18 protein-coding genes are annotated in these 23,704 nt (G+C 61.9%); 14 read left to right on the top strand and 4 right to left on the bottom strand.

Annotation, left to right across the window (positions count from 1 at the left end; genetic code table 11):
* Window positions 1–2 precede the first annotated feature (2 nt).
* The 7 genes from GGI60_RS23815 to GGI60_RS23785 all read left to right on the top strand — a co-directional run bounded on the left by GGI60_RS23815 (window position 3) and on the right by GGI60_RS23785 (window position 9,342).
* Window positions 3–1,001 (top strand): ABC transporter permease, encoded by a 999-nt coding sequence (locus GGI60_RS23815; protein WP_183919004.1) that lies wholly within the window; start codon window positions 3–5, stop codon window positions 999–1,001.
* Window positions 1,001–2,173 carry an ABC transporter permease gene (locus tag GGI60_RS23810; RefSeq protein WP_183919005.1) on the top strand — a complete coding sequence of 391 codons (1,173 nt, stop codon included), beginning with the start codon at window positions 1,001–1,003 and terminating at the stop codon, window positions 2,171–2,173. The genes GGI60_RS23815 and GGI60_RS23810 overlap by 1 nt, the downstream gene beginning before the upstream one ends.
* 97 nt (window positions 2,174–2,270) lie before the next feature.
* The gene (locus GGI60_RS23805; protein WP_183919006.1) at window positions 2,271–3,479 is read left to right on the top strand and encodes a glycosyltransferase family protein; all 1,209 of its coding nucleotides are present in this window, start codon (window positions 2,271–2,273) and stop codon (window positions 3,477–3,479) included.
* Between the two features lie 8 nt (window positions 3,480–3,487).
* A complete protein-coding gene (locus GGI60_RS23800; RefSeq protein ID WP_183919007.1) occupies window positions 3,488–4,735 on the top strand; it encodes a glycosyltransferase family 4 protein in 1,248 nt (415 codons plus the stop codon).
* Window positions 4,717–5,877, top strand: a complete 1,161-nt coding sequence (locus GGI60_RS23795; protein WP_246720474.1) for a glycosyltransferase family protein — start codon at window positions 4,717–4,719, stop codon at window positions 5,875–5,877. The genes GGI60_RS23800 and GGI60_RS23795 overlap by 19 nt, the downstream gene beginning before the upstream one ends.
* A gap of 181 nt (window positions 5,878–6,058) precedes the next feature.
* Window positions 6,059–8,773, top strand: a complete 2,715-nt coding sequence (locus tag GGI60_RS23790; RefSeq protein WP_183934856.1) for an ABC transporter ATP-binding protein — start codon at window positions 6,059–6,061, stop codon at window positions 8,771–8,773.
* 101 nt (window positions 8,774–8,874) lie between these two features.
* A complete protein-coding gene (locus tag GGI60_RS23785; protein WP_004679746.1) occupies window positions 8,875–9,342 on the top strand; it encodes a cyclic nucleotide-binding domain-containing protein in 468 nt (155 codons plus the stop codon).
* A 155-nt stretch (window positions 9,343–9,497) separates the two neighbouring features.
* On the opposite strand, the gene GGI60_RS23780 is transcribed toward GGI60_RS23785, so the two are convergent.
* Window positions 9,498–10,829 carry an MFS transporter gene (locus GGI60_RS23780; protein WP_183919008.1) on the bottom strand — a complete coding sequence of 444 codons (1,332 nt, stop codon included), beginning with the start codon at window positions 10,827–10,829 and terminating at the stop codon, window positions 9,498–9,500.
* Window positions 10,830–11,206: 377 nt separating this feature from the next.
* Here GGI60_RS23780 and cyoA point away from each other — a divergent pair, with 377 nt between their 5' ends.
* From cyoA to GGI60_RS23750, 6 genes are all read left to right on the top strand, one after another.
* Entirely contained in the window at window positions 11,207–12,373 is a 1,167-nt protein-coding gene (gene cyoA / locus GGI60_RS23775; protein ID WP_183919009.1) for a ubiquinol oxidase subunit II, read from the top strand.
* Between the two features lie 42 nt (window positions 12,374–12,415).
* Window positions 12,416–14,419 (top strand): cytochrome o ubiquinol oxidase subunit I, encoded by a 2,004-nt coding sequence (gene cyoB, locus GGI60_RS23770; protein ID WP_183919010.1) that lies wholly within the window; start codon window positions 12,416–12,418, stop codon window positions 14,417–14,419.
* A gap of 5 nt (window positions 14,420–14,424) precedes the next feature.
* A complete protein-coding gene (gene cyoC, locus GGI60_RS23765; protein WP_183919011.1) occupies window positions 14,425–15,045 on the top strand; it encodes a cytochrome o ubiquinol oxidase subunit III in 621 nt (206 codons plus the stop codon).
* Window positions 15,042–15,443, top strand: coding sequence for a cytochrome o ubiquinol oxidase subunit IV (gene cyoD / locus GGI60_RS23760; protein WP_183919012.1), 402 nt, complete (start codon window positions 15,042–15,044; stop codon window positions 15,441–15,443). The genes cyoC and cyoD overlap by 4 nt, the downstream gene beginning before the upstream one ends.
* A gap of 33 nt (window positions 15,444–15,476) precedes the next feature.
* The gene (locus GGI60_RS23755; protein WP_183919013.1) at window positions 15,477–16,232 is read left to right on the top strand and encodes an SURF1 family protein; all 756 of its coding nucleotides are present in this window, start codon (window positions 15,477–15,479) and stop codon (window positions 16,230–16,232) included.
* Between the two features lie 142 nt (window positions 16,233–16,374).
* Complete coding sequence (locus GGI60_RS23750; RefSeq protein WP_183919014.1) at window positions 16,375–17,574, top strand: acyltransferase family protein; 1,200 nt, start codon at window positions 16,375–16,377, stop codon at window positions 17,572–17,574.
* 118 nt (window positions 17,575–17,692) lie between these two features.
* Here the strand turns inward: GGI60_RS23750 and GGI60_RS23745 are convergent, their stop codons facing one another.
* The 3 genes from GGI60_RS23745 to GGI60_RS23735 form a co-directional block, all read right to left on the bottom strand.
* Window positions 17,693–19,618, bottom strand: a complete 1,926-nt coding sequence (locus tag GGI60_RS23745; protein ID WP_183919015.1) for a PAS domain-containing sensor histidine kinase — start codon at window positions 19,616–19,618, stop codon at window positions 17,693–17,695.
* 69 nt (window positions 19,619–19,687) lie between these two features.
* Entirely contained in the window at window positions 19,688–21,094 is a 1,407-nt protein-coding gene (locus tag GGI60_RS23740; protein WP_183919016.1) for an FAD/NAD(P)-binding protein, read from the bottom strand.
* Window positions 21,095–21,575: 481 nt separating this feature from the next.
* Complete coding sequence (locus GGI60_RS23735; RefSeq protein WP_183919017.1) at window positions 21,576–22,472, bottom strand: LysR family transcriptional regulator; 897 nt, start codon at window positions 22,470–22,472, stop codon at window positions 21,576–21,578.
* Between the two features lie 113 nt (window positions 22,473–22,585).
* On the opposite strand from GGI60_RS23735, the gene GGI60_RS23730 reads away from it, so the two are divergent.
* Complete coding sequence (locus GGI60_RS23730; RefSeq protein ID WP_183919018.1) at window positions 22,586–23,668, top strand: 4-oxalomesaconate tautomerase; 1,083 nt, start codon at window positions 22,586–22,588, stop codon at window positions 23,666–23,668.
* Window positions 23,669–23,704 lie beyond the last annotated feature (36 nt).

The following is a 23,704-nucleotide window of genomic DNA, read 5'->3' as shown; positions in this document are numbered from 1 at the left end:
GCGTGCTCAGATACATTCTCTGGCGCATTGCCGCCATGGTACCGACGCTCTTCGTCATTTCGGCGCTGGTTTTCACCATCATCGAACTGCCGCCCGGCGACTTTTTCGAGAGCCAGATCGCCGAGCTGCGCGCCTCCGGCGAGACCGCCAATCTCCAGGAAATCGAGGAGATGCGCCAGCAATACGGCTTCGACAAGCCGGAGATCGTGCGTTATTTCTACTGGGTCGGCGGCATGCTGCACGGCGATTTCGGCTATTCCTTCGAATATCAGCTGCCGGTGTCCGACGTCGTCGGCGACCGCTTGTGGCTGACCATCCTCGTCTCCTTCACGACGATCCTGCTCACTTGGCTGATCGCCTTCCCGATCGGCATCTATTCGGCCACGCACCAGTACAGCTGGAGTGATTACGGCCTGACCTTCCTCGGCCTGCTCGGCATCGCCATCCCGAACTTCATGCTGGCGCTGATCCTGATGTATTTCGCCAATATCTGGTTCGGCATCTCGATCGGCCATCTGATGGACCAGCAATATATCTCGGCGCCGATGAGCTGGGAGAAGGCGCGCTCGATCCTCTCCCACCTGTGGATTCCCGTGATCATCGTCGGCACGGCGGGTACCGCCGGCATGATCCGTCGCTTACGCGCCAACCTGCTCGACGAGATGCAGAAGCAATATGTGACGACGGCACGCGCCAAGGGCCTGCATCCGATGCGGGCGCTGGTCAAATATCCGTTACGCATGGCGCTCAACTTCTTCGTCGCCGATATCGGCTCGATCCTGCCGTCGATCATCTCGGGTGCTGAGATCGTCGCCATCGTGCTGTCGCTGGAAACGACCGGTCCGATGCTGATCAAGGCGCTGCAGAGCCAGGATATGTATCTCGCCGGCTCCTTCCTGATGTTCCTCGCCTTCCTCAACGTCATCGGCGTGCTGATTTCCGATATCGCCCTCGGCTTCCTCGATCCCCGCATCCGTCTGCAAGGCAGGAGCACCAAATAATGTCGCCCCTTCCCGCACCCGGCGCGCCGCTTCCGCACTACGTCTCGACGGCACCTTTCGATCCGCTCGCGACCGAAACCATGATGGCGGCGCAATCGCGCATCCATCTCGCTTCGCAGAAGCGTCTCATGTGGTGGAAGTTCAAGCAGCACAGGCTGGCCTTGGTCTCCGGCATCTTTCTCGCCGCCGTCTACCTGATGATCCTGATCGTCGAGTTCCTGGCGCCCTACGGCCTGCACACCCGCAATGTCGATTTCATTCATGCGCCGCCGCAGCGCGTCCATTTCTTCGACAAGGGAGAGTTCGTCGGCCCCTTCGTCTACGGCCGCACGATGACGCTCGATCTCGACACGCTGCACCGTGTCTATACCGACCGGCCGAACGACGTGCAGCCGATCCGCTTCTTCTGCCGCGGCGATTCCTATAAATTCTGGGGCCTCGTCGCCTCGAACTACCATCTCGTCTGCCCGGCAATCGGCGGCCAGATGTTCCTGCTCGGAACCGACCGGCTCGGCCGCGACGTGCTCTCGCGCATCCTCTACGGCGCGCGGATCTCGCTGACGATCGGCCTGATCGGAATCGCGATCAGTTTCGTGCTCGGCATCGTCATCGGCGGGCTTGCCGGCTATTGGGGCGGCGTTTTCGATCTCATCGTCCAGCGCCTGATCGAGGTGCTGCAATCGCTGCCGAGCCTGCCGCTGTGGATGGCGCTTGCCGCCATCATGCCGGTGACCTGGAGCCCGATCGTCATCTATTTCGGCATCACCGTCATCCTCGGCATCATCGACTGGACGGGGCTAGCGCGTGCCGTGCGCTCGAAGCTGCTGGCGCTGCGCGAGGAGGATTACGTCCAGGCGGCACAGCTGATGGGCGCCAGCACGCCGCGCATCATCGGCCGGCATCTGGTGCCGGGCTTCATGTCGCATCTCATCGCCTCGGCGACGATTTCGATCCCCGGCATGATCCTCGGCGAGACCGCGCTTTCCTTCCTCGGCCTCGGCCTTCGCCCGCCGATCACCAGCTGGGGCATTCTGCTGACCGAAGCAAAAAGCGTCAGCGTCATCGCCTTCTACCCTTGGCTGCTCTTTCCGATCATTCCTGTTGTTCTTGTCATTTTGGCGTTCAACTTTCTGGGAGACGGCTTGCGTGATGCGGCAGATCCCTACAAATAGCAGGAAAGCCGGCGGCGCCTCACGGCACCGCCCCCGCCTCATGGCCTCCGGACGGTGGGGGTACTAATTCATGTTGTTCACCCCGGAGGGAACACCCATGGCCAGACGTCTCGAAGATGCACGCATCCTCATGTACAGTCACGATACCTTCGGCCTCGGCCATCTGCGCCGCTGTCGCGCCATCGCCCATGCGCTGGTCGAGGATTATCGCGGCCTCAACATCCTGATCATTTCGGGTGCGACGATCGCCGGCGCGTTCGACTACCGCGCCCGCGTCGACTTCGTGAAAATTCCGAGCGTCATCAAGCTGCGCAATGGCGAATACACGTCGCTCGCCAGCCACATCGACCTGCACGAGACGCTGAAGATGCGCGAATCGAGCATTCGCCACACCGCCGAGACCTTTCAGCCCGATATTTTCATCGTCGACAAGGAGCCGATGGGGCTGAAGGGTGAGGTCGAGGATACGCTCGCCTACCTCAAGGCCCGCGGCACCGTGCTGGTGCTTGGGCTGCGCGAGATTATGGATGCGCCGCATCTGCTCGATGCCGAGTGGAAAAGAAACGGCATCATGCAGAAGATCGACCAATATTACGACAGCGTCTGGGTCTACGGCCCGCCTGATTTCTACGACCCGCTGATCGGTCTCGACGTGCCGGCCAGCCTGCGCCGGAAGATGGATTTCGTCGGCTTCCTGCAGCGCAGCGTTTCCAAGGGCAAGACCTCGATCAACGCCCGCAAGGACAATTACCTGCTGGTCACCACAGGCGGCGGCGGCGACGGCTCCGATCTCGTCCACGACGTGATGAACGCCTACGAGGCCGATCCGACGCTGACACAGAAGGCGCTCGTCGTGCTCGGGCCCTATATGCCGGCGGCCGAGCGCGCCAAGCTGGTGCAGAAGGGCGAAGCCATTCCCTATATCGAGGTGATCGAGTTCGACAACCATATGGAAGAGCTGATCGACGGCGCCACCGGTGTCGTCGCCATGGGCGGCTACAACACCTATTGCGAGATCCTCTCCTTCGACAAGCCGGCCCTTATCGTGCCGCGGGTCAAACCGCGCCAGGAACAGCTGCTGCGCGCCAAGCGGGCCAGCGAGCTCGGCCTCGTCGACATGCTGCTGCCGGAACAATCGGTCGATCCCACCATCATGGCCGAGGCACTGAAGCGCCTGCCCTCCCGCCTGCCGCCGTCGAAGAGCGGCAGCAATATGCATCTCGAAGGGCTCGACCACATCTCGCAGACCGTCGGCCGGTGGATCGACGGCCGCGCCAGCCACCTCGCCCTCGTCGGCGCGGAATAGGACCAGCCTTGCCGCCACGCCGCAAGATTCTCGTCGTCCTGAAAGGCTATCCCCGCCTTTCGGAAACCTTCATCGCCCAGGAGCTGCTCGGCCTGGAAAAGGCCGGCTTCGACCTGACGCTGATTTCGATGCGCCGGCCGACCGACAAGAAGCGCCATCCCGTCCATGACGAGATCAAGGCGCGCGTCGTCTATCTGCCGGAATATCTGCATGAGGAACCGATCCGGGTGCTGAAAGGCCTGGTCGCCGGCTTCTCCAGACCCGGCTTCAAGGCGCTGATCAAACGCTTCCTGGCCGATCTGCCACGCGACCTCTCGCGCAACCGCTTCCGCCGCCTCGGCCAGGCGCTGGTGCTGGGGCGTGAATGGCCTGATGGAGGCGAGTGGCTGCATGCCCATTTCATCCACACGCCGGCCTCGGTGACGGAATATGCAAGCATCCTGACGGACACGCCCTGGAGCTGTTCGGCGCACGCCAAGGACATATGGACGTCGCCCGACTGGGAGCTCACCGAAAAACTGAACAGCGCCCGCTGGACCGTCACCTGCACCCGGACGGGCTACGAGCACATGCGCATGCTGACATCCCGCAGGGATGCGGTGCACTTGAGTTACCACGGTCTGGACCTAGCCCGTTTCGACCATTTTGCCGGCGAGCGTTCGCAGCGGACCGGCGATGATCCGAACGATCCCGCCTTCATCTTGAGCGTCGGCCGCGCCGTCGAGAAGAAGGGTTACGACGTGCTGCTGCGCGCGCTGGCCCTGCTGCCCGCCAATCTGCACTGGCGCATGGAGCATATCGGCGGCGGCGAGGCACTGGCGAAGCTGAAGGCGCTCGCCGCCGAGTTGGGCCTTTCCGAGCGCATTGTCTGGAAAGGCGCCATGGCGCAGGAAGACGTGCTCGATCACTATCGCCGCGCCGACCTCTTCGCACTCGCCTGCCGGATCGCCGCCAATGGCGACCGCGACGGCCTGCCGAACGTGCTTGTGGAAGCCTCGAGCCAGCGGCTCGTTTGCGTTTCGACCGAAGTCTCCGGCGTGCCGGAACTTCTGAGGGACGGCGAAAACGGCCTCGTCGTGCCGCCGGAAGATCCAGCGCTGCTGGCTAAGGCACTCACGGCGGCGATCCGCGACCCGGCCTTGCGCAGGCGCCTCGGCGACGCCGCCGAAAGGCGGGTGCGCGACGATTTCGACTATCACTCCAGCATCAGGCAGCTCAGCGGCCTATTCGAGGCCGAATGGCAGAAAGCGTCATGACGGCAGCGCGCATCTTCTTCTACGTCCAGCACCTGCTCGGCATCGGCCACATCGCCCGCGCCAGCCGCATCGCCAATGCCCTCGTCAAGGACCGCTTCGACGTCACTGTCGTGACCGGCGGCCTGCCGGTACCGGGCTTTCCCGGCGAGGGCGTCAAGACCGTGGCGCTGCCGGCGGTCGTCGCCAGCAATGCCGGCTTTTCCGGCCTCGCCGATGCCGACGGCCGGCCGGTAGGCGAGGACTTCCTCCATGCCCGTCGGGACCTGCTGCTCGAGGCCTTTCATAGCGCAAGGCCCGACGTCGTCATCATCGAAGCCTTCCCCTTCGGCCGGCGGCAGATGCGCTTCGAACTGCTGCCTTTGCTTGCGGCGATCGAAACCGCTGAACCGCGGCCGAAGCTGCTGAGCTCGGTACGCGACATCCTGCAGGAGAATCGCAAGGCCGGCCGCGACGCGGAAACCGCAGCCCTGGTCAGAGACCATTTCGACGCGGTGCTCGTGCACGGCGATCCCGGCTTCGTCAGGCTCGAGAACACCTTCCCGCTGACGGCAGAGATTGCCGACAGGGTACGTTATACCGGCCTCGTCGCCGCGCCGCCGGCGCCGGAACCGGATGAGACCTTCGACATCATCGCGTCAGTGGGCGGCGGCGCCGTCGGCGCGGCGCTGATCGGCGCGGCGAAAGAGGCGGCGGCGTTATTGCCGGCCGATCTTCGCTGGCTGCTGATCTCAGGGCCGAACCTGCCGGAGGCCGATTTCGCCGCGCTGTCGCAGGATGCGCCCGCGAATGTGACGCTGGTGCGCTTCCGCAAGGATTTTCCCTCGCTGCTGCGCGGCGCCAAGGTGTCGATCTCGCAGGCTGGCTACAACACGGTCGGCGATCTCCTGCGCAGTCAATGCCGGGCAATCCTGATCCCGTTCGTGGCCGGCGGCGAGACCGAGCAGACGGTGCGCGCCGAACGGCTGCAGGCACTTGACCTCGCCGATATCCTGCCGGAAGAGGGACTGACGCCGGGCCATGTGAAGGAAGCCGTCGAAAAGGCGCTCGCCGCACCGCGTCGCGGGAGGGTCTTGCTCGATCTCGACGGAGCGGAGAAGACCGCCGGCATCATTCGCTCCATGATTGCCGAATCGCTCGCCTAATTCAAAAATCCTGTGATATAAGCAGAGTTCCGGCGAGAATCGGCCTTTCTGCAGCCGCTCCCTTCGCCTTGTTTTCATTGCGATATCGGCGGTCCGGCTGCATGGTCCTGTTCTCAAAATTCTCCCCGTTCCGGCGTCCGGATCGCGTCCCCGGACTTTCCCTGCAAGCTGACGGTTAGCCATGGAAAAAAGCCTCGCCCGCTACATCTGGAAGAACACGCGGCTGCAGCAGCTGTGGATTCTGGCTGTCGTCGCCGCCTCGATGGTGCCCTACTTCCTGTCCTTCGACCTGCCGAAGCAGATCGTCAACGGACCGATCCAGGGCGACGGCTTCGAAGGCCCCGGCGCAACCCAGACCTTCATGCACATCGCCTACAACATTCCGCTGATCGGCCATGTCGAGTTCTTCCAGGGCGTGCAGCTCAATCGCTTCCAGATGTTGATGGCGCTCAGCCTGGTGTTCCTGGCGCTTGTGGTGCTGAACGGCCTCTTCAAATTCTACATCAACACCTATAAGGGCCGGCTCGGCGAACGCATGCTGCGGCGAATCCGCTTCGAGCTCATTGACCGGGTGCTGCGTTTTCCGCCCGCCCATTTCAAGCGTGTGAAATCGGCCGAGATTGCCACGATGATCAAGGACGAGGTTGAGCCGATGGGCGGCTTCACCGGCGATGCCTTCGTTTCGCCCGCCCTTCTCGGCGGCCAGGCGATCACCGCGCTTGCCTTCATCATCGTGCAGAATTTCTGGCTCGGCATGATCGCCGCCGGCATCGTCGGCGTCCAGGCGGTCGTCATCCCCCGCATGCGGAAACGCCTCTTGGACCTCGGCCGCCAGCGGCAGCTGACGGCGCGCGAGCTTTCCGGCCGCGTCGGCGAAATCGTCGAGGGCATCGGCACGATCCACGGCAACGACACCTCCAACCTCGAACGTGCCGACATCGCCTGGCGGCTCGGCCGCATCTTCTCGATCCGTTACGACCTTTACCAGTGGAAATTCCTGGTGAAGTTCATCAACAACTTCCTCGCCCAGGTCACGCCTTTCCTGTTTTACGCGATCGGCGGCTATCTGGCATTGCAGGGCCGTCTCGACATCGGCCAGCTCGTCGCCGTCATATCGGCCTACAAGGATCTGCCCGGGCCGTTGAAGGAACTGATCGACTGGGACCAGATGCGCCAGGACGTGCAGGTGAAATACCAGCAGGTCTACGAACAGTTCAACGTCGAACCGCTGATCGACAGCCAGATCCAGGAACTCGCCACCGCCCCGGTCGGGGCGCTGACGAGCGCGCTCGTCGTCACCAACCTGACGCTTTCCGACGACAGTGGTGCCCGCCTCGTCGACCACGTCTCGGTCGAAATCAAGCCGAATGAGACGGTGGCGATCGTCGGCCCGAACGGCAGCGGCGCGGAAGCCTTCGCCGAAGCGCTCGGCCGCATGATCTGGCCGGATTCCGGCCGCATCACCATCGATGGACGCGACCTCTTGGGCATGCCGGAATCGATCACCGGCCGGCGCATCTCCTATGCCTCGGCCGACACCTTCTTCTTCCATGGCTCGCTCGCCAGCAATCTGCTCTACGGCCTCAAGCACGCGCCGATGACCGATCCCGTCTACGACGAGAAGGAAGCGCTCGAATATAAATGGCATTCGGCCGAGGCCGTGAAGGCCGGCAATCCGACCCTCGACCTTAACAGCGACTGGGTGGATTACCAGGCGGCCGGCGCCAGCGGGCCGGAAGACCTTCTGAAAGCGATCCGGCCGGTGCTCGACGCGGTGCTAATCTCGCAAGACATTCTCGATCTGGCGCTGCGCTCGACCGTCAACACCGACGTGCATGTCGCCGTCAGCGACCATGTCGTCGCGCTGCGCGCTTCGCTCCGGGACCGGCTGCGTGACGAGGGGCTCGACGGCATCGTCGTACCTTTCGATTTCGATGCCTACAACGCCCAGGCGACGGTCGGCGAAAACCTGCTGTTCGGCACGATGAAGCGGCCGTTGATGACCAACCGCAGGCTGGCTGCGCACCCCTATTTCCAGCAGCTCTTTCGCGAAACGGGCCTCAGCACCGATCTCTACGCCATGGGCCTCGAGATCGCCGAAAACGCCGTCGAACTCTTCCATGACCTGCCGCCGGACCATCCTTTCTTCCAGCAGCTGACCTTCATGACGGCGGACGACATTCCGACCTATCAGGCATTGCTGCAGAAGCTGCAGAGCCGCCGCTTCGAGGACGCCACGCCGGAGGAGCGTTCGGCGATCATCCGGCTGAGTTTCGCCTATATCGAGCCGCGCCACCGCTTCGGCCTGTTGACGAACGAACTGATGGACAAGATCGTCAGCGCCCGCAAACAGTTCCATGCGCATATTCCGGGCGATCTCGCCGAGCTGATCGAGCGTTACGACGCCGAGCGTTTCACTCCGTCGGCGAGCCTGATGGACAATGTGCTGTTCGGCCGCATCGCCTATCAGCAGGCCGACGCCTCCGAGCGTATCCGCGCCGTCATGGGCGAGCTCTTCGACGCGCTCGACCTTTATGATGACGTGCTGTCGATCGGGCTGGAATTCGACGTCGGCTCGGGCGGCAAGCGGCTGACCATGGTGCAGCGGCAGAAGCTGAACCTTGCCCGCGCGCTTCTGAAGCGTTCGGACTATTTTATCTTCAACCGGCCGTTGTCAGCGCTCGATCAGCGCGTCCAGGACCAGATCACTCGCAACATCATCGAAGACCTGCATAAGGAAGGCGAGCGGCCGGCAATCATCTGGGTGCTTTCCAATGCGCGGCTCGCCGAGATGTTCGACCGGATCCTCCTCTTCGATCGCGGCGGCCTGGCCGAGGCCGGGAACTATCCGGAACTTTCCGAGAAAAACGGTATGTTCAAGGAACTGTTATCGTAATATTCTATAGGAGCGGCGATGGTAGGCGTTCCCTAGGGAACGCCCGGGAATTTAAGGCGTCTGGTTCGAAGAACCCTGGCGCCCAGGGGATTGAAACGCTCATGCTGTTGAGAGACGAAGTCGAAATGCTGCGACGGGTGCCGATCTTTTCAAGGATTGCGCCAGCAAAGCTCAAGCTTTTGGCCTTCACCTCCGACCGCATGACCTACAAGGCCGGTCAGGATCTCTTCCATCAGGGTGATGTCGGCGACGCTGCCTATGTCATTCTCTCCGGCAGCGCCGACATCATCGTCTCCTCGCCGGCCGGCGAGATCAAGGTCGCCGACGTCGAGCTCAATTCCATCGTCGGCGAAATCGCGATCCTCTGCGACGTCTCGCGCACGGCAACGGTGCGCGCCACATCGCCGCTGGAAGTGCTGCGCATCAGCAAGGAACACTTCCTGAAGCTGCTCAGCGACTTCCCCGAAATGGCCGTCGAAATCATGCGCGTGCTCGCCGATCGCTTGAACCACACCACCGCGGAACTGACCGCGGCGCGAGCGGCGAAACAGCCGCAGATGGCGCAATAAGATTTCAGATCAAGATTTCAGCGGTCATCGCATTGCGGCTGCAGAAGGCGCAGTGCGATAGATCAGCAAGAACGGCTGCGAGAGAATCGCCAGTCATATCCTTCTCCCCGTCGGAGCGGGGAGAAGTCTCGGCGGGCGCACGAGGTGCAGCCCATCTATTCGCGCTGTTCCAGCGCCTTGCTGAAGGCCAGTGCGGCGAGCGTGCAGATGGCGCCGGAAAGAAGGTAGTAACCGACGAAGGTCAGGCCGAAGCGGCTGGAGAGGCTGAGCGCCACCAGCGGTGCGAAGCCGGCGCCGACCAGCCAGGCGAGGTCCGAGGTGAAGGCAGCGCCGGTATAACGGTAGCCGCGGCCGAAACGCGACGAGATCGAACCGGTCGCCTGACCGAAGGACAGGCCGAGCACGCCGAAGCCGATAATGACGAAGGCATCGTGGCCGTTATTGCCGGATGCGATCAGGGTCGGCCCGATAAAGCTGAAGACGGCGATGATGACGGCGCAGATGGCAAGCTGGGCGCGCCGCCCGATGCGGTCGGCGATCAGGCCCGAGGCGATGATGGCGACGACGCCGACCATGGCGCCGACCACCTGCACCACCATGAAGGTGCCGATCGGTTGGTTGCCGTAGAGGCTCATCCAGCCGAGTGGGAAGATGGTCACCAGGTGGAACATGGCGAAGCTCGCGAGCGGCACGAAGGCGCCGATCAGGATGTCGCGGCCATGAACGCGCAGCACCTCGAGGATCGGCGCAGCCTCCAGCTCATGTTGTTCGAGCAGCGTGCCGAATTCCTTGGTCATGACCAGGCGCAGCCGCGCAAACAGCGCCACGACATTGATCGCGAAGGCGACGAAGAAGGGATAGCGCCAGCCCCAGGAGAGGAAATCCTCACTGGAAAGATTGGCGACGAAATAACCGAACAGCGTGCTTGCCAGCGCAAAACCGATCGGCGCGCCGAGCTGCGGGATCATCGCGTACCAACCGCGGTGATTGGCCGGCGCGTTGAGTGCGAGCAGTGATGCCAGGCCGTCCCATGCGCCGCCGAGCGCGAAGCCCTGGCCGAGACGGAAGAGCGCCAGCAGCGCGATCGACCAGCCGCCGATCTCAGCGTAACCGGGAAGGAAGGCGATCGAGGCCGTCGAGCCGCCGAGCAGGAAGAGCGCGATCGTCAGCTTCGTGCCGCGCCCATACATCCGGTCGATGGTCATGAAGACGACGGAGCCGACGGGACGGGCGAGGAAAGCGAGCGAGAAGATGGCGAAGGAATAGAGCGTGCCGGTCAGCCTGTCGGGCGCGAAAGGAAAGACGAGCTGCGGAAAGACCAGGACCGAGGCGAGGCCGTAGACGAAGAAATCGAAGAATTCCGACATGCGGCCGATCACCACGCCGATGGCGATGCTGCCCGGTGACACCGGCTTGTCGTCGTGAATGCGCCGTGCGTCGCGTTCAAGCGACGACGACGACGGTCCGTAATGCGATGTTGTTGCCATAAAACGCCTCCTCGTTAAGGCGCTTCCGGCAAGGCGCCTCAAGCCTGATCTTGATCAAACCGGCAGGCTTATCAAGTCCGTAAGACCGAAATAGTTCATCATCACGGCTCAAATGAAGCGCGGACCGAAAAAATTGCGTGATCCGGAGTGTGATTTCCCCTGCAAATGCTGGCCTGACCGGCAGTTGGGGATATATTGGATTGAAACATGCGCAGGGCTAAAATCCTTCTAGATTTCATCAGGATTTCAAAGCACTAGCGCGCAATGATTTTTGCCGCAGTGCGGCATGTTTGCTGCACTGCGACCTTCCGCCTCATGTCGCTATTCGGTTCAGTGCTTTAGTCGTGGACAAAACGAAACAACAAGAGCTTAGAGACGTGCCAAAACTCATGAAGTTTTCCCGCCTTCTATCCGTCTTGCCGCTGCTTTTCCTGGCAGGATGCAACATGGTGGTCATGGCGCCCTCCGGCGACATCGCCGCGCAACAGCGCGATCTGATCGTCATCTCGACGGTGCTGATGCTTCTGATCATCGTTCCTGTGATCTTCCTGACGCTGCTCTTCGCCTGGCGCTACCGCCGCTCCAACACGGCCGCGACTTACGCGCCGGAATGGCATCATTCGACCCGCCTCGAAATCGTCATCTGGGCGGCACCCCTGGCGATCATCATTGCGCTCGGCGCCGTCACCTGGATTTCCACGCATAAGCTCGATCCCTACCGCCCCCTCGACCGGCTCGATGCCGAGCGCGCCATCCCGGCTGATACCAAGCCGCTGACCGTCGAGGTCGTGGCGCTCGACTGGAAATGGCTGTTCTTCTATCCCGAAGTCGGCATTGCCACCGTCAACGAGCTCGCCGCGCCCGTCGACATGCCGATCAATTTCAAGATCACCGCCTCCTCGGTGATGAACTCCTTCTACATCCCGGCGCTCGCCGGCCAGATCTACGCCATGCCCGGCATGGAAACGAAGCTGCACGCCGTCATCAACAAAGAAGGCGAATATGAGGGCTTCTCGGCCAATTACAGCGGCGCCGGCTTCTCGCATATGCGCTTCAAGTTCCATGGCCTCAACCGCGAGGGGTTTGACGCCTGGGTGGCCAAGGTCAAGCAGCAGGGCACGATGCTCAACCGCGACGCCTACCTGAAGCTCGAGAAGCCGAGCGAGAAGGAGCCGGTGCGCTATTATGCCGGCGCCGATGCCGATCTCTACACCGCCATCCTCAACATGTGCGCCACGCCGGGCAAGATGTGCATGAACGAGATGATGCACATCGACATGATGGGCGGCGGCGGCAAGGAAAGCACCGAGAACCGCGAAAAGCTGCAATACGACAACCGCCATGCCGGCGAAGGCGTCGTCCAGCCGGGCGCAACCGTACCTGCAACGGGCGTTCCGGCAAAGGCCGAACCGCCGCGCAATTCTGATGGCAACGACATGCAGCATGACATGCCCGGCATGGACATGCAGCACGACGGCCATTCCATGCCCGGCATGAGCAACGGCACCGATCCGGCGCCTGCGCAGCTCAACAACAACAATTAACCTGGCGCTTTGCGTCGCAAGACATAATGAACGGGTTGTTCCATGTTTTCCAATCCTGACCTCCTGAAGTTGATCTTCGGCCGGTTGACCCTCGATGCCATCCCCTACCACGAGCCGATTCTGGTCGTGACCTTCATCGGCGTCGTCATCGGCGGTCTCGCCGTGCTTGGCGCCATCACCTATTTCAAGTTCTGGGGCCTGCTCTGGAACGACTGGATCTGCAGCGTCGATCACAAGAAGATCGGCATCATGTATGTGATCCTGGCCGTCATCATGCTGCTGCGCGGCTTCTCCGATGCGATCCTGATGCGCGTCCAGCAGGCGGTCGCCTTCAACGGGTCGGAAGGCTACCTGCCGCCGCACCATTACGATCAGATCTTCACTGCCCACGGCGTCATCATGATCTTCTTCGTGGCGATGCCCTTCGTCACCGGCCTGATGAACTTCGTGGTGCCGCTGCAGATCGGCGCGCGCGACGTGTCATTCCCCTTCCTCAACAACTTCTCCTTCTGGATGACGACCGCCGGCGCGATCATCATCATGCTGTCGCTGTTCATCGGCGAATTCGCCCAGACCGGTTGGCTCGCCTATCCGCCGCTGTCGGGCGCCGCCTACAGTCCCGGCGTCGGCGTCGACTATTATATCTGGGGCCTGCAGGTGGCCGGTGTCGGCACGACGCTCTCGGGCATCAACTTGATCGCCACCATCGTCAAGATGCGCGCGCCGGGCATGACCTTCATGAAGATGCCGGTCTTTACCTGGACGGCGCTCTGCACCAACGTGCTGATCGTCGCCTCCTTCCCGATCCTGACGGCAACGCTCGCCCTGTTGTCGCTCGATCGCTATGCCGGGACGAACTTCTTCACCAACGACCTCGGCGGCAATCCGATGATGTACATCAACCTCATCTGGATCTGGGGTCATCCGGAGGTCTACATCCTGGTGCTGCCGGCCTTCGGCATCTTCTCGGAAGTGGTCGCCACCTTCTCGGGCAAGCGCCTGTTCGGCTACGCCTCAATGGTCTACGCAACCTGCGTGATCATGATCCTGTCCTACATCGTCTGGCTGCACCACTTCTTCACCATGGGCTCGGGTGCTTCCGTCAACTCCTTCTTCGGCATCACCACGATGATCATCTCGATCCCCACGGGAGCGAAGATCTTCAACTGGCTCTTCACCATGTATCGCGGCCGCATCCGCTACGAGGTGCCGATGCTGTGGACGGTCGGTTTCATGGTGACCTTCGTTATCGGCGGCATGACCGGCGTCATGCTGGCCGTGCCGCCGGCCGACTTCGTGCTGCACAATTCGCTGTTCCTCATCGCCCATTTCCACAACGTTATCATCGGCGGCGTTCTCTTCGGCATGTTCGCCGGCGTGAACTACTGGTTCCCGAAGGCCTTCGGCTTCAAGCTCGATCCCTTCTGGGGCAAGATGAGCTTCTGGTTCTGGCAGATTGGCTTCTGGTTCGCCTTCATGCCGCTCTACGTGCTTGGCCTGATGGGCGTCACCCGCCGCATGAGCCAGTTCGAGGATCCGTCGCTGCGGATCTGGTTCATCATCGCGGCCTTCGGTGTCGGCCTGATCGCGCTCGGCATCGCCGCCTTCCTGATCCAGATCGTCGTCAGCTTCATGAAACGCGAGGAATTGCGAGACGACAGCGGCGATCCCTGGGATGCCCGGACGCTGGAATGGTCGACCTCCTCGCCGCCGCCGGACTACAACTTCGCCTTCACGCCCGTGGTTCACGACCATGACAGCTGGTACGACATGAAAAAGCGCGGCTACGAGCGCCCGCTCGGCGGCTTCAAGCCGATCCACATGCCGAAGAATACCGGCACCGGCGCCGTCCTGTCGGCAATCAGCGTCGCGCTCGCCTTCGGCCTGATCTGGTACATGTGGTGGCTGGTGATCGTTTCCGCCGTCGCGCTGCTTGCCGTGGCGATCGGCCATACCTTCAACTACAAACGCGACTTCTACATTCCCGCCGGCAAGGTGACCGAAACGGAAGGCAAGCGCACGGCGCTGCTTGCCGAGCAGGTGTAATGACCATGAGCGATCAAACCATCGACACGGCCGAAAAGCCTGAATTCTATCTGACCGAAGACCATCATCCGGAGGGGAGCACCAATCTCGGCTTCTGGCTCTACCTGATGAGCGACTGCCTGATCTTTGCGGTGCTGTTTGCTACGCACGGCGTGCTCGGCCGCAACTATGCCGCGGGCCCGTCGCCCGCCGATCTCTTCGATCTACCGATCGTCGCCCTCAACACATCGATGCTGCTCTTTTCCTCGATCACCTACGGCTTCGCCATGCTGCAGATGGAGCGGAACGCCAAGGCGGAAACGCTGTTCTGGCTTGCCGTCACCGGCCTCTTCGGCGCGGCTTTCATCGGGTTGGAACTCTATGAGTTCATCCACCTGATCCACGAGGGCGCCGGGCCGACGCGCAGCGCTTTCCTGTCCTCCTTCTTCACGCTCGTCGGCACGCACGGACTGCACGTCACCTTCGGCATCATCTGGCTGATCACGCTGATGGTGCAGGTGTCGATGCACGGGCTGATCGAGGCCAATCGCCGCCGCCTGATGTGCCTTTCGATGTTCTGGCACTTCCTCGACGTCGTCTGGATCGGCGTCTTTTCCTTCGTCTATCTGCTCGGAGTTGTCGGATGAGTTCGCAAGCCCCTGCTCATGAGGACGCCCACGAGGCGCATCACGGCCACAGCCACGGCCACCAGGCCGGCCACGGCACCTTCCGCAGTTACATGGCGGGCTTCGCGCTCTCCGTCGTTCTGACCGCCATTCCCTTCTGGCTGGTCATGGCTGATGTCTTCGAAAGCCCGGCGGTGACGGCGGTGCTGGTGATGGCTATCGGGGCTGTCCAAATCGTCGTCCATATGGTCTTCTTCCTGCACATGAACCCGAGAAGCGAGGGCGGCTGGACGATGATGGCGCTGATCTTCACCCTCATCATCGTCGCCATCGCGCTCTCCGGTTCGCTCTGGGTCATGCATCATCTCAACACCAACATGATGCCGATGAGCCCGGAGATGATGAAGAACATGCCGTAACGAAAGGGGCGGCCGCCGCGCCGCCCTAAGCCCATGAGCGAAACCTCCAAGGAAACATCGGAAAGAGCGCATTTTCGGGCAAAACCTGCGCTCTTCGCCGTATGTCTGACGCTGCTTGCCGCCATCCTCTTTGGTCTCGGCACCTGGCAGGTTCAGCGCCTGGGCTGGAAAAGCGACCTCATCGCCCGCGTCGACCAGCGCGTGCACTCAGCCCCCCTACCGGCCCCGGCGCGCGCCGACTGGGACAAGGTCGATGCCGGCAACGACGAATATCGCCGGGTGACAGTCGAGGGAGTGCTGGCAAACGACAAGGAGACGCTGGTCTATGCCTCGACCGTGCTCGGTCCGGGCTATTGGGTGATGACGCCACTGATGCTCGCCGACGGCGCCGCGATTCTCGTCAATCGCGGCTTCGTACCCACGGACAGGCGCGACCCGGCCTCGCGCCGCGACGGTCAGATATCAGGCCCGATCGAGATCACCGGGCTCATGCGGATGACGGAGCCCAAGGGATCGCTGCTGCAATCCAACGACGTCGCCGCCGACCGCTGGTATTCGCGCGATGTCGCCGCGATTGCCCAGAAGCGCGGCCTCGGCGCGGTCGCACCCTTTTTCATCGACGCGGATGCCACCGCCAACCCGGGTGGTCTGCCCGTCGGCGGCCTGACCGTCATCCATTTTCCCAACAACCATCTCGTCTATGCGATCACCTGGTACGGGCTGGCGGTGATGGTGCTGGCATTGCTGGTGTTTGTTGTTCGCGGCGAGATCGGAAGAGGCCGAGCGTAGGTTGGCACTCGCTGTCGCTTTGCACCGGTGCGGCTCTCCGGCAAGCAACAGTTGCACGCCGGTAGTTTGCGCTCGGCGGCTTAATCTCTTGTAAAGCGATGTCCGATACTGCTTGCTTGAACAGAACATCTAAAAGCTGCACATGAACCGGCCGGATTACATCCCCAGTCTCGATGGTCTGCGCGGTCTCGCCGCGCTTCTGGTGGTGCAGGCGCATATCGGGCTCGTCTTTCCGGACACGGTCTTGCATGACGTGACCATGGGCAGCGAAGCCGTCGGCCTGTTCTTTGCCCTCAGCGGATTTCTGATGGCCCATCTCTACGGCTCGCGGCCGGTCACCAAGGAAACCGTCCTGGATTTTCTTGTGAGCCGCTTTGCCCGCATCTATCCGGTCTATCTGACTGCTGTCCTGCTCGTGGCGATGCTGTCCGGAATACAAAGTCTGAACTTCGTTCAGCCGATCATCGGCGGCACGGAGTTTTTCCGCCACGTCTTTCTTCTGGGCTCGAGCGGGGTTTTCTGGTCAATTCCACCGGAAATTCAATTCTATCTGTTCTTCCCGATCCTTTGGCTCTGCTTGACGCGCCCGCAACGCTACAGCGGCGTGATCGCAGGTTTGGCGGTGCTGGTCGTGGTGGATGGTCTGCTTGAGCTGCCAGGACCAGGCATACTGCTTCTTTCCAAGCTCCCCTACTTCCTGTTCGGTGCTCTTGCCGGGGCGATGCATTCCTATTGGAACAGGTGGAGGCCATCCGCATCCACGGGCGCTTTCACGCTGTTCCTTCTGGCGATGTTCTTCACCTACAGGCATGTCTTGCCTGGTTTCTCCCCTGAATTCTGGAGCCTGCAAAGCGCGGCCGCCGCAGCCGTGATTGTGGCGCTCGTCGCGCGACAGCCTCCCATCGCAGCCCATGTCCTGGCAGCGGCACCCGTGCGGTTCTTGGGGACGATCAGTTTTTCGCTCTATCTTTTCCACGTCCCGATCATGTTCCTTGTACGCCGGGCTTTCGAGGCTCTGATGCCGGAACTGGTGCTCATCCTGGTGGCGCTTTTCGTTGCGGCGGCAGGAGCATGGTTCATTCACGAGACGATTGAAGTTCCTAGCCGACGCCTGCTCGTCGCATGGTGGCGGCATCATCGGTGGCGCGCAGCCTCGCGCGAAACTTCGGCTGAGACGATCGAACAGGCAATCCTCGATCTGCAAGAGACCGAAAAGCGCCTGCTCGGCGGCGCAACTGCGGCCGCGACCGATGAACAGCAAATCCCGAGGACATCGGAACTAGGCGAGGGAGCCGGCCGCACGGGCATCCGGGATAATGGCGACGAGAAGCTTCGCGCCTAGAGCGCGTCGCGATCTTTCAGATTCGCTCCTCGCGCTTTGGTTCTTTGTTTTTACGCATGTCCGTTATCCCGGTGACCCACACTTCCGGGCGACATGCGGTAGCACCAGTCAGTCACGGCTAACAAGCAACCCGGCTGATCGCTTCCGCGAGCTGCGCCTGCGAGAACGGCTTGCCCAGGCGGGGCAGATTGGCGCCGACGCCGTCGGGCAGTTCGGCGTAACCGGTGGCGAGGATTATCGGCATCTCGGGCCACTCGCTGCGGATCGCCTCGGCGAGCTGCGCCCCGGTCATGCGCGGCATGGCGTGATCGCAGATGACCAGATCGACCGGCTCCTTACGCAGGATGTCAAGCGCCTCGGGACCAGCCATCGCCTCGAAGACGGTGTGGCCGAGATCCTCCAGCATCAGCGTCGTATTCATCAGGACCAGGCCGTCGTCATCTACGGCGACGATCCGCAGCCGGCGCTGTGCATCGCTATCCGGTTGCGGCACGTCGGCCGTTGCCACGACCCGCTGCTCGACGGCTGCGATCGGGAACCATAATTCCGCGGTCGTTCCTTCGCCGGGGCGGCTTTTCAGGATGAGCCGGCCGCCGGATTGGCTGGCAAGACCTTGTACCATCGAAAGGCCGAGACCGGTGCCCTTGCCGACGCCCTTGGTGGTGAAGAACGGCGTGACCGCCTGCTCCAGCGTTTTTGTATCCATGCCCTCGCCTTCATCGATTATGGCGATCCTGACATAGCGGCCGGCCGACAGCGGCCCCTTGCCCGCGGCTATCGATTCCTCAGAGGCGCGCAGCACGATGCGGCCGCCCGACGGCATTGCGTCGCGCGCGTTGACGACGAGGTTGAGGATCGCCATTTCCAGCTGGGCCGGATCGGTGAGGATGGTCGGCAGCCTGACGGGAAATGAGGTCTCGATGGTGGTGAGAGGCCCGAGCGAACGGCTTAGAATATCCATCATCCCACGCACCAGACCGGAGACGTCGAGCGGCTCCATGTGCAATTCCTGCCGGCGGGAGAAGGCCAGCATGCGCTGGGTCAAGGCAGCACCGCGCTGGGCGCCCTGCATTGCATTGTCGACCAGCGATGTCAGGGAGAGATCCTGCGGCATGCGTTTCTTCAGGATTTCCAGGCTGCCGAGCACGGCCATCAGCAGATTGTTGAAATCATGGGCGATACCGCCGGTCAGCTGACCGATCGCCTCCATCTTCTGCGACTGGAAAAGCTCTTCGCGCGCCTGCTCCAGCGCCCGCTGCGTCTCCATCTTCTCGGTGATATCGCGGGTGATCTTGGCAAAACCGAGCACGTCTCCGTCATCGCCGCGGATGACGTCGACGACGATGCTGGCCCAGAAGCGGGTGCCGTCCTTGCGGACACGCCAGCCTTCCCGCTCGAACCGTCCTTCGGCGCGGGCGATGCGGAGCGCGGTCTCCGGCAGACCGGCGGCGCGGTCCTCCGGCGTATAGAAGGTCGAGAAATGTCGGCCGATGATTTCATCCGGCCGATAGCCTTTGATCCGCTCGGCGCCGAAATTCCAGCTGCTGACATTGCCATTGGGATCGAGCATGTAGATCGCGTAGTCCGAGACGCCCTGGACAAGCCGGCGGAACTGTTCCTCACTCTGACGGATCGCGTTTTCGGCTGCCCTGCGTTCGGTCAGATCGCGGGTGATCTTGGCAAAGCCGATGAGCTCGCCGGAGGGGCGGCGGATCGGATCGATGACGACATGCGCCCAGAAGCGGCTGCCGTCCTTGCGCTGGCGCCAGCCCTCCCCCTCGAACCGTCCCTGCTCGAGTGCCGTGGCAAGCGCGCGCTCAGGAATCCCGGCCGCGCAATCTTCTTCGACATAAAAACGGGAAAAATGCTCGCCGAGAATTTCCGAAGGCTTGTAGCCTTTGAAGCGCTGAGCGCCGGTATTCCAGCTGGTGACGATGCCTTCGGGGCTCAGCATGTAGATGGCGTAGTCGGTGATGGCATCGACCAGAAGACGAAAGCGTCCCTCTTCGCTAAGAGACGTAACATGTCGATCCAGCACTTCCATCTGCCCCTCTTGGTCACCAGCGCTGTTAACGCTGCGGGGCGGAGATGGTTCCGAAAAGATCACACTTTTTCAGACGGCCTTGACCTGGGGATAGAAGCGCTCGCCGATCCGTTCGGCCGCCGCATAGGCCTGGGAGACGATCTCGGGCACGAGATCGATATCGGGCAGGCTGCCGAGGCCGAGCGGGCCGACGGCAAAGAGCCCGACAACCGTCGAACCGTCCTCCAGGAAGGGCTCGCCGCGCGCAGTGACCGCCAGCCCGAGCGACAGTTCGTCCGGCATGGCGAGGCCTGAGGAAAACAGGCTCTCCATCAGCGGCGTGGAAAGATCCGGCGCCTGGCAGCGGCAATCGATAATGCGCTCGGCATGGATGATCTCTTCGACAGAGGAGCCGGCCGGCGTGAAGAACAGGCCGCTCAGGCCGCGGCGGCCGGCCCGGCCGCGGCGCAGCACCGTGCGGCCTTCGGCGAGCTCGCGCTGCAGGCGCAGGTGTATGGCTTCCGGCAGGCGATTGCGGTGACTGTCGTAGATCGCCCGCAAATGGCGGTTGAACTGACGCTTGTCGCCGGCCGGCAGCGATCTCCAAAGCGAGCGGGCATGTTTCCTCAGCCCGTTCATCACCGATTGCCAGCTTCGCCCCTCTTCTTCCGCCTCGCGACAGGCCTGGCGGATGAAGCGCACGATGTCGGGCAGGCTCTCGGGCAGCGCTTCGGCCGGGAACACCGGATCGGCGGAATTCGGCGTATGGCTCTGGGGCAGGAAGCCGCGCCGGGAAATGATCGTCACCTGGCCGGCATAACCGGAATCGCGCAACTGCAGCAACTGGTCGACGACGCGGATGCCGCTGCCGAGCAGCACCGCATGCGGCCGTGCCACGAGGCGCTGGGCGCGGACCGGCGAAGCATCCGGCTCCTCGGCATGCGGATCGCTGAGACCATAGCCGGTGGCGAGGATCACCGTATCGAATAGCGGATTGGCCGGATTGGCGCTTTCGAGCAGGAAGCGGGTGCCGTGGCTCCGCCGGATCGCCACGACAGGATCGTTGCAGACCTGCACCGTAATGTCCCGGCGCGCCGCCAGCGCTTCGGAAAACCGCTGGTAGACGTAATCGCTGAAGATGTCCTTCGGCACGAAGATCTGCCGAAAACCGGGAATGGCGGCCGGCACGGCGGCGCGGAAGGCGGCGTTGGTACAGAGCCAGTCGTTGAAATCGTCGCTGTCGCCGACGGCGACCGAGAGATCGCGCACGCGAGTATTGAGGATCGTCGAGGCGCGGGCAGAGGCCAGCGCCTGGCCGCCGCTGACCGACGAGTTCGGATCGAACAGCTGCAGGTGGAAGGGGGCGCGCACCGTCTTCATCAGCGCAATGGCCGTCATCATGCCGGAAAAGCCGCGCCCGACGATCGCAATGCGCGGAACGGCCGATATCATCGCCGCAGCATTGGCCCTTCCGGAGAAAAGTCCCTGAACCGTCATCGCAACTCCTTTGCGGCTTCATCAGCGCCCTTGGGGTCGATCGAGGTTTCAACGCATAAACACCGGGTCACGCGTTGATGAGGGTCATGCGGCCATTCACAAACATCGACCGCAGAGCGGGCCCGCAAAAGCGGCCCGCAAACGAACTCGGCGGCAAAGCAGCCCGTCCATAGTCTATTAAACTAGTCGTGTATGAAAGCGCCAAAAACCGCGAGTGGCAAGGGATTTATTGGAGCGAAGTTTAACTTGTTGGAACAGCGGCATATTTTCCGACCAAATACCCCCTCGCGCCATGGTGGCCACGCCTCGTCAGCACCGCCTTGGCCTGATGCGGCCTCACCTTCAACAGAGTGGCCAGATCCGCCGGTTGTGGGGAAAGCCACCGCCATTGGCCATCTGCTTCCGCGCTTCCTCTCAGGATATCGTCAACGTGACCTACGTTCGATTGCGTTGCTCGAACCATCGTTGCCGCGTCTTTCAATCACGCTCCCCATACACCTATCAACATCTCTAGAAACCGTTCTGCCGCCGGTGACAACGTGCCGCCGCGACGTCGAACCACACCGATTGTGCGCGATATGTCGGGATTGCGGATGGGGCGGGTGATCAGAAATGGATGGTCTTCCCGCGGGGTTGCCATTCGCGGCAGCACCGAAATCCCAAGCCCCGCCTCAACCAAACCGAGGGAGGTAGACAGATGGGTTACCTCGTAAAACCAGCGAAGTTTGATGTTTGATTTTGCCAGTGCCGCGTCGAGCAGCGTTCTGTTGCCGCTCGACCGATGAACCGTAATCAAGTGATAGGGCTCTAGTTCCGCCCACTCGACCCATTGTTTTGCCGCAAGAGGATGATCCTTTCGCGCTGCAAGCACGAATGGGTCTTCCGCAAGCCGCTCGAAGGTGAGGTCAGGGTCGGAGGTGCCAATGATGTTTATGCCGAACTCCACCTCGCCACTTGCCACGGCTCGAAGACCATCAGTGGCAGGCAGATCGAGGATACGAAAGCGGATGTTTGGATATTCTTCATTGAACTGGCGGATGACCGTAGGCAGGAAGTAGAACGCCGCGGTTGGAAGACATGCAATCGTCACCAATCCGCCGCGATTGGCTCCAACGTCGCGGACCGCAAAGAGAGAACCATCGAACTCCTCCAGCAGGCGTCGGACGAGCGGCATGAGTTCTGTACCGAGAGCTGTCGCGGACACGTGCCTGGTTGTCCGTTCCAGAAGCGGCGCGCCGATGACCTGCTCGAGTTTTTGAATGCGGCGGCTCAACGCGGGCTGCGACATATGCAAGGCATCAGCGGCGCGATTAAAGCTCTCCAACTCCACGACGCTCATGAAGGCTCGAAGGTCAAGGATCTCACAATTAATGCTCATCTTGCATCAATCCTCCGATTCTTAGCATTTCACAAATAAACGCATATTCCGATAATTGGATCAAAGCGGGCCGATTGATACGGCGATGACATAATTCCGATGGAAGCACAAGCATGAACGACCTGTTGGCGATCCCTTGCGTACTGATGAGAGGCGGCACCTCAAAGGGGCCGTTCTTCCTGGCAGGCGATCTTCCCGCAGCTGCCGGTCAGCGCGACGAGATTCTCCTCTCCGTCATGGGCTCTGGTCATCCGTTGCAGATAGACGGCATCGGTGGCGGCAACCCGGTCACAAGCAAGGTAGCTATCGTCGGACCTGCCAGCATTCCGGGCGCCGACGTGGATTATCTCTTTGCCCAGGTGCGGGTCGATCAACAGATTGTCGACACTTCCCCGAACTGCGGCAACATGCTGGCTGCAGTTGGCCCCTTCGCCATCGAAGCTGGGCTTGTCCAGGTTCGTGGAGAAACGACACTCGTCCGGATCCATAACGTCAATACCAGGAAGCTGATCGAGGCCGAAGTTCCCACTCCAAACGGCAGCGTTTCTTATCTCGGTAATGCTGAAATCGATGGTGTGCCCGGACGTGCAGCGCCGATCGGACTGACCTTCATGGACGCAGCCGGGGCTCGAACCGGGCAGCTGTTTCCCACTGGTAAGCCTGTCGACCTGATTGATGGTGTAGCTGTCACCTGCATCGACTGTGCAATGCCGATGATGTTGATCGAGGTAGCAGCGATCGGTGCAAGTGGCTTCGAATCAGCGGCTGAACTCAATGCTGATCGAGCATTGCTTGGGCGGCTGGAAGAGCTGCGCATCGCTGCCGGCGAACGCATGGGCCTTGGAGACGTGCGCAATCAGGTAACGCCGAAGCCGGTGCTCCTTTCCCGGCCAAGGTCTGGAGGCGACATCAGCGTACGGTATTTCATGCCCCATCAATGTCACCCGTCGCTTGCAACCACGGGCGCCGTCGGCATCGCCACGGCCTGTATCAGCCATGATACGGTTGCATCGCTTCTGATCGGCGGGCGTACGCCCCCGGTGGTACTCTCCATAGAGCACCCAAGCGGCCACCTGGACGTTAAGCTGTATGAGAGAGACGGCAAGGTCGTCGCCGGAATCCTTCGCACCGCCCGGCGGCTGTTCGAAGGCCAGGTCTTCGCAAAACCTGTCGCTCAACTGGGTTGCGCGGCATAATAACCGTGGCCGCCGGGAGGGCGCCACCCAACAGGA

Origin of the sequence: Rhizobium lentis (assembly GCF_014200175.1) — a bacterium.
Taxonomy (GTDB): domain Bacteria; phylum Pseudomonadota; class Alphaproteobacteria; order Rhizobiales; family Rhizobiaceae; genus Rhizobium; species Rhizobium mulingense.
The sequence above is the reverse complement of the archived record's forward strand: the minus strand, read 5'-3'. Positions and strand labels throughout refer to the sequence as shown.

Bases quoted from the DNA above. Each gene is read 5' to 3' on its own strand.
- GGI60_RS23810 (WP_183919005.1), top strand. From the start codon at position 1,001: ATGTCGCCCCTTCCCGCACCCGGCGCGCCGCTTCCGCACTACGTCTCG.
- GGI60_RS23805 (WP_183919006.1), top strand. From the start codon at position 2,271: ATGGCCAGACGTCTCGAAGATGCACGCATCCTCATGTACAGTCACGAT.
- GGI60_RS23795 (WP_246720474.1), top strand. From the start codon at position 4,717: ATGGCAGAAAGCGTCATGACGGCAGCGCGCATCTTCTTCTACGTCCAG.
- GGI60_RS23790 (WP_183934856.1), top strand. From the start codon at position 6,059: ATGGAAAAAAGCCTCGCCCGCTACATCTGGAAGAACACGCGGCTGCAG.
- GGI60_RS23785 (WP_004679746.1), top strand. From the start codon at position 8,875: ATGCTGTTGAGAGACGAAGTCGAAATGCTGCGACGGGTGCCGATCTTT.
- GGI60_RS23780 (WP_183919008.1), bottom strand. From the start codon at position 10,829: ATGGCAACAACATCGCATTACGGACCGTCGTCGTCGTCGCTTGAACGC.
- cyoB (WP_183919010.1), top strand. From the start codon at position 12,416: ATGTTTTCCAATCCTGACCTCCTGAAGTTGATCTTCGGCCGGTTGACC.
- cyoC (WP_183919011.1), top strand. From the start codon at position 14,425: ATGAGCGATCAAACCATCGACACGGCCGAAAAGCCTGAATTCTATCTG.
- cyoD (WP_183919012.1), top strand. From the start codon at position 15,042: ATGAGTTCGCAAGCCCCTGCTCATGAGGACGCCCACGAGGCGCATCAC.
- GGI60_RS23755 (WP_183919013.1), top strand. From the start codon at position 15,477: ATGAGCGAAACCTCCAAGGAAACATCGGAAAGAGCGCATTTTCGGGCA.
- GGI60_RS23750 (WP_183919014.1), top strand. From the start codon at position 16,375: ATGAACCGGCCGGATTACATCCCCAGTCTCGATGGTCTGCGCGGTCTC.
- GGI60_RS23745 (WP_183919015.1), bottom strand. From the start codon at position 19,618: ATGGAAGTGCTGGATCGACATGTTACGTCTCTTAGCGAAGAGGGACGC.
- GGI60_RS23740 (WP_183919016.1), bottom strand. From the start codon at position 21,094: ATGACGGTTCAGGGACTTTTCTCCGGAAGGGCCAATGCTGCGGCGATG.
- GGI60_RS23735 (WP_183919017.1), bottom strand. From the start codon at position 22,472: ATGAGCATTAATTGTGAGATCCTTGACCTTCGAGCCTTCATGAGCGTC.
- GGI60_RS23730 (WP_183919018.1), top strand. From the start codon at position 22,586: ATGAACGACCTGTTGGCGATCCCTTGCGTACTGATGAGAGGCGGCACC.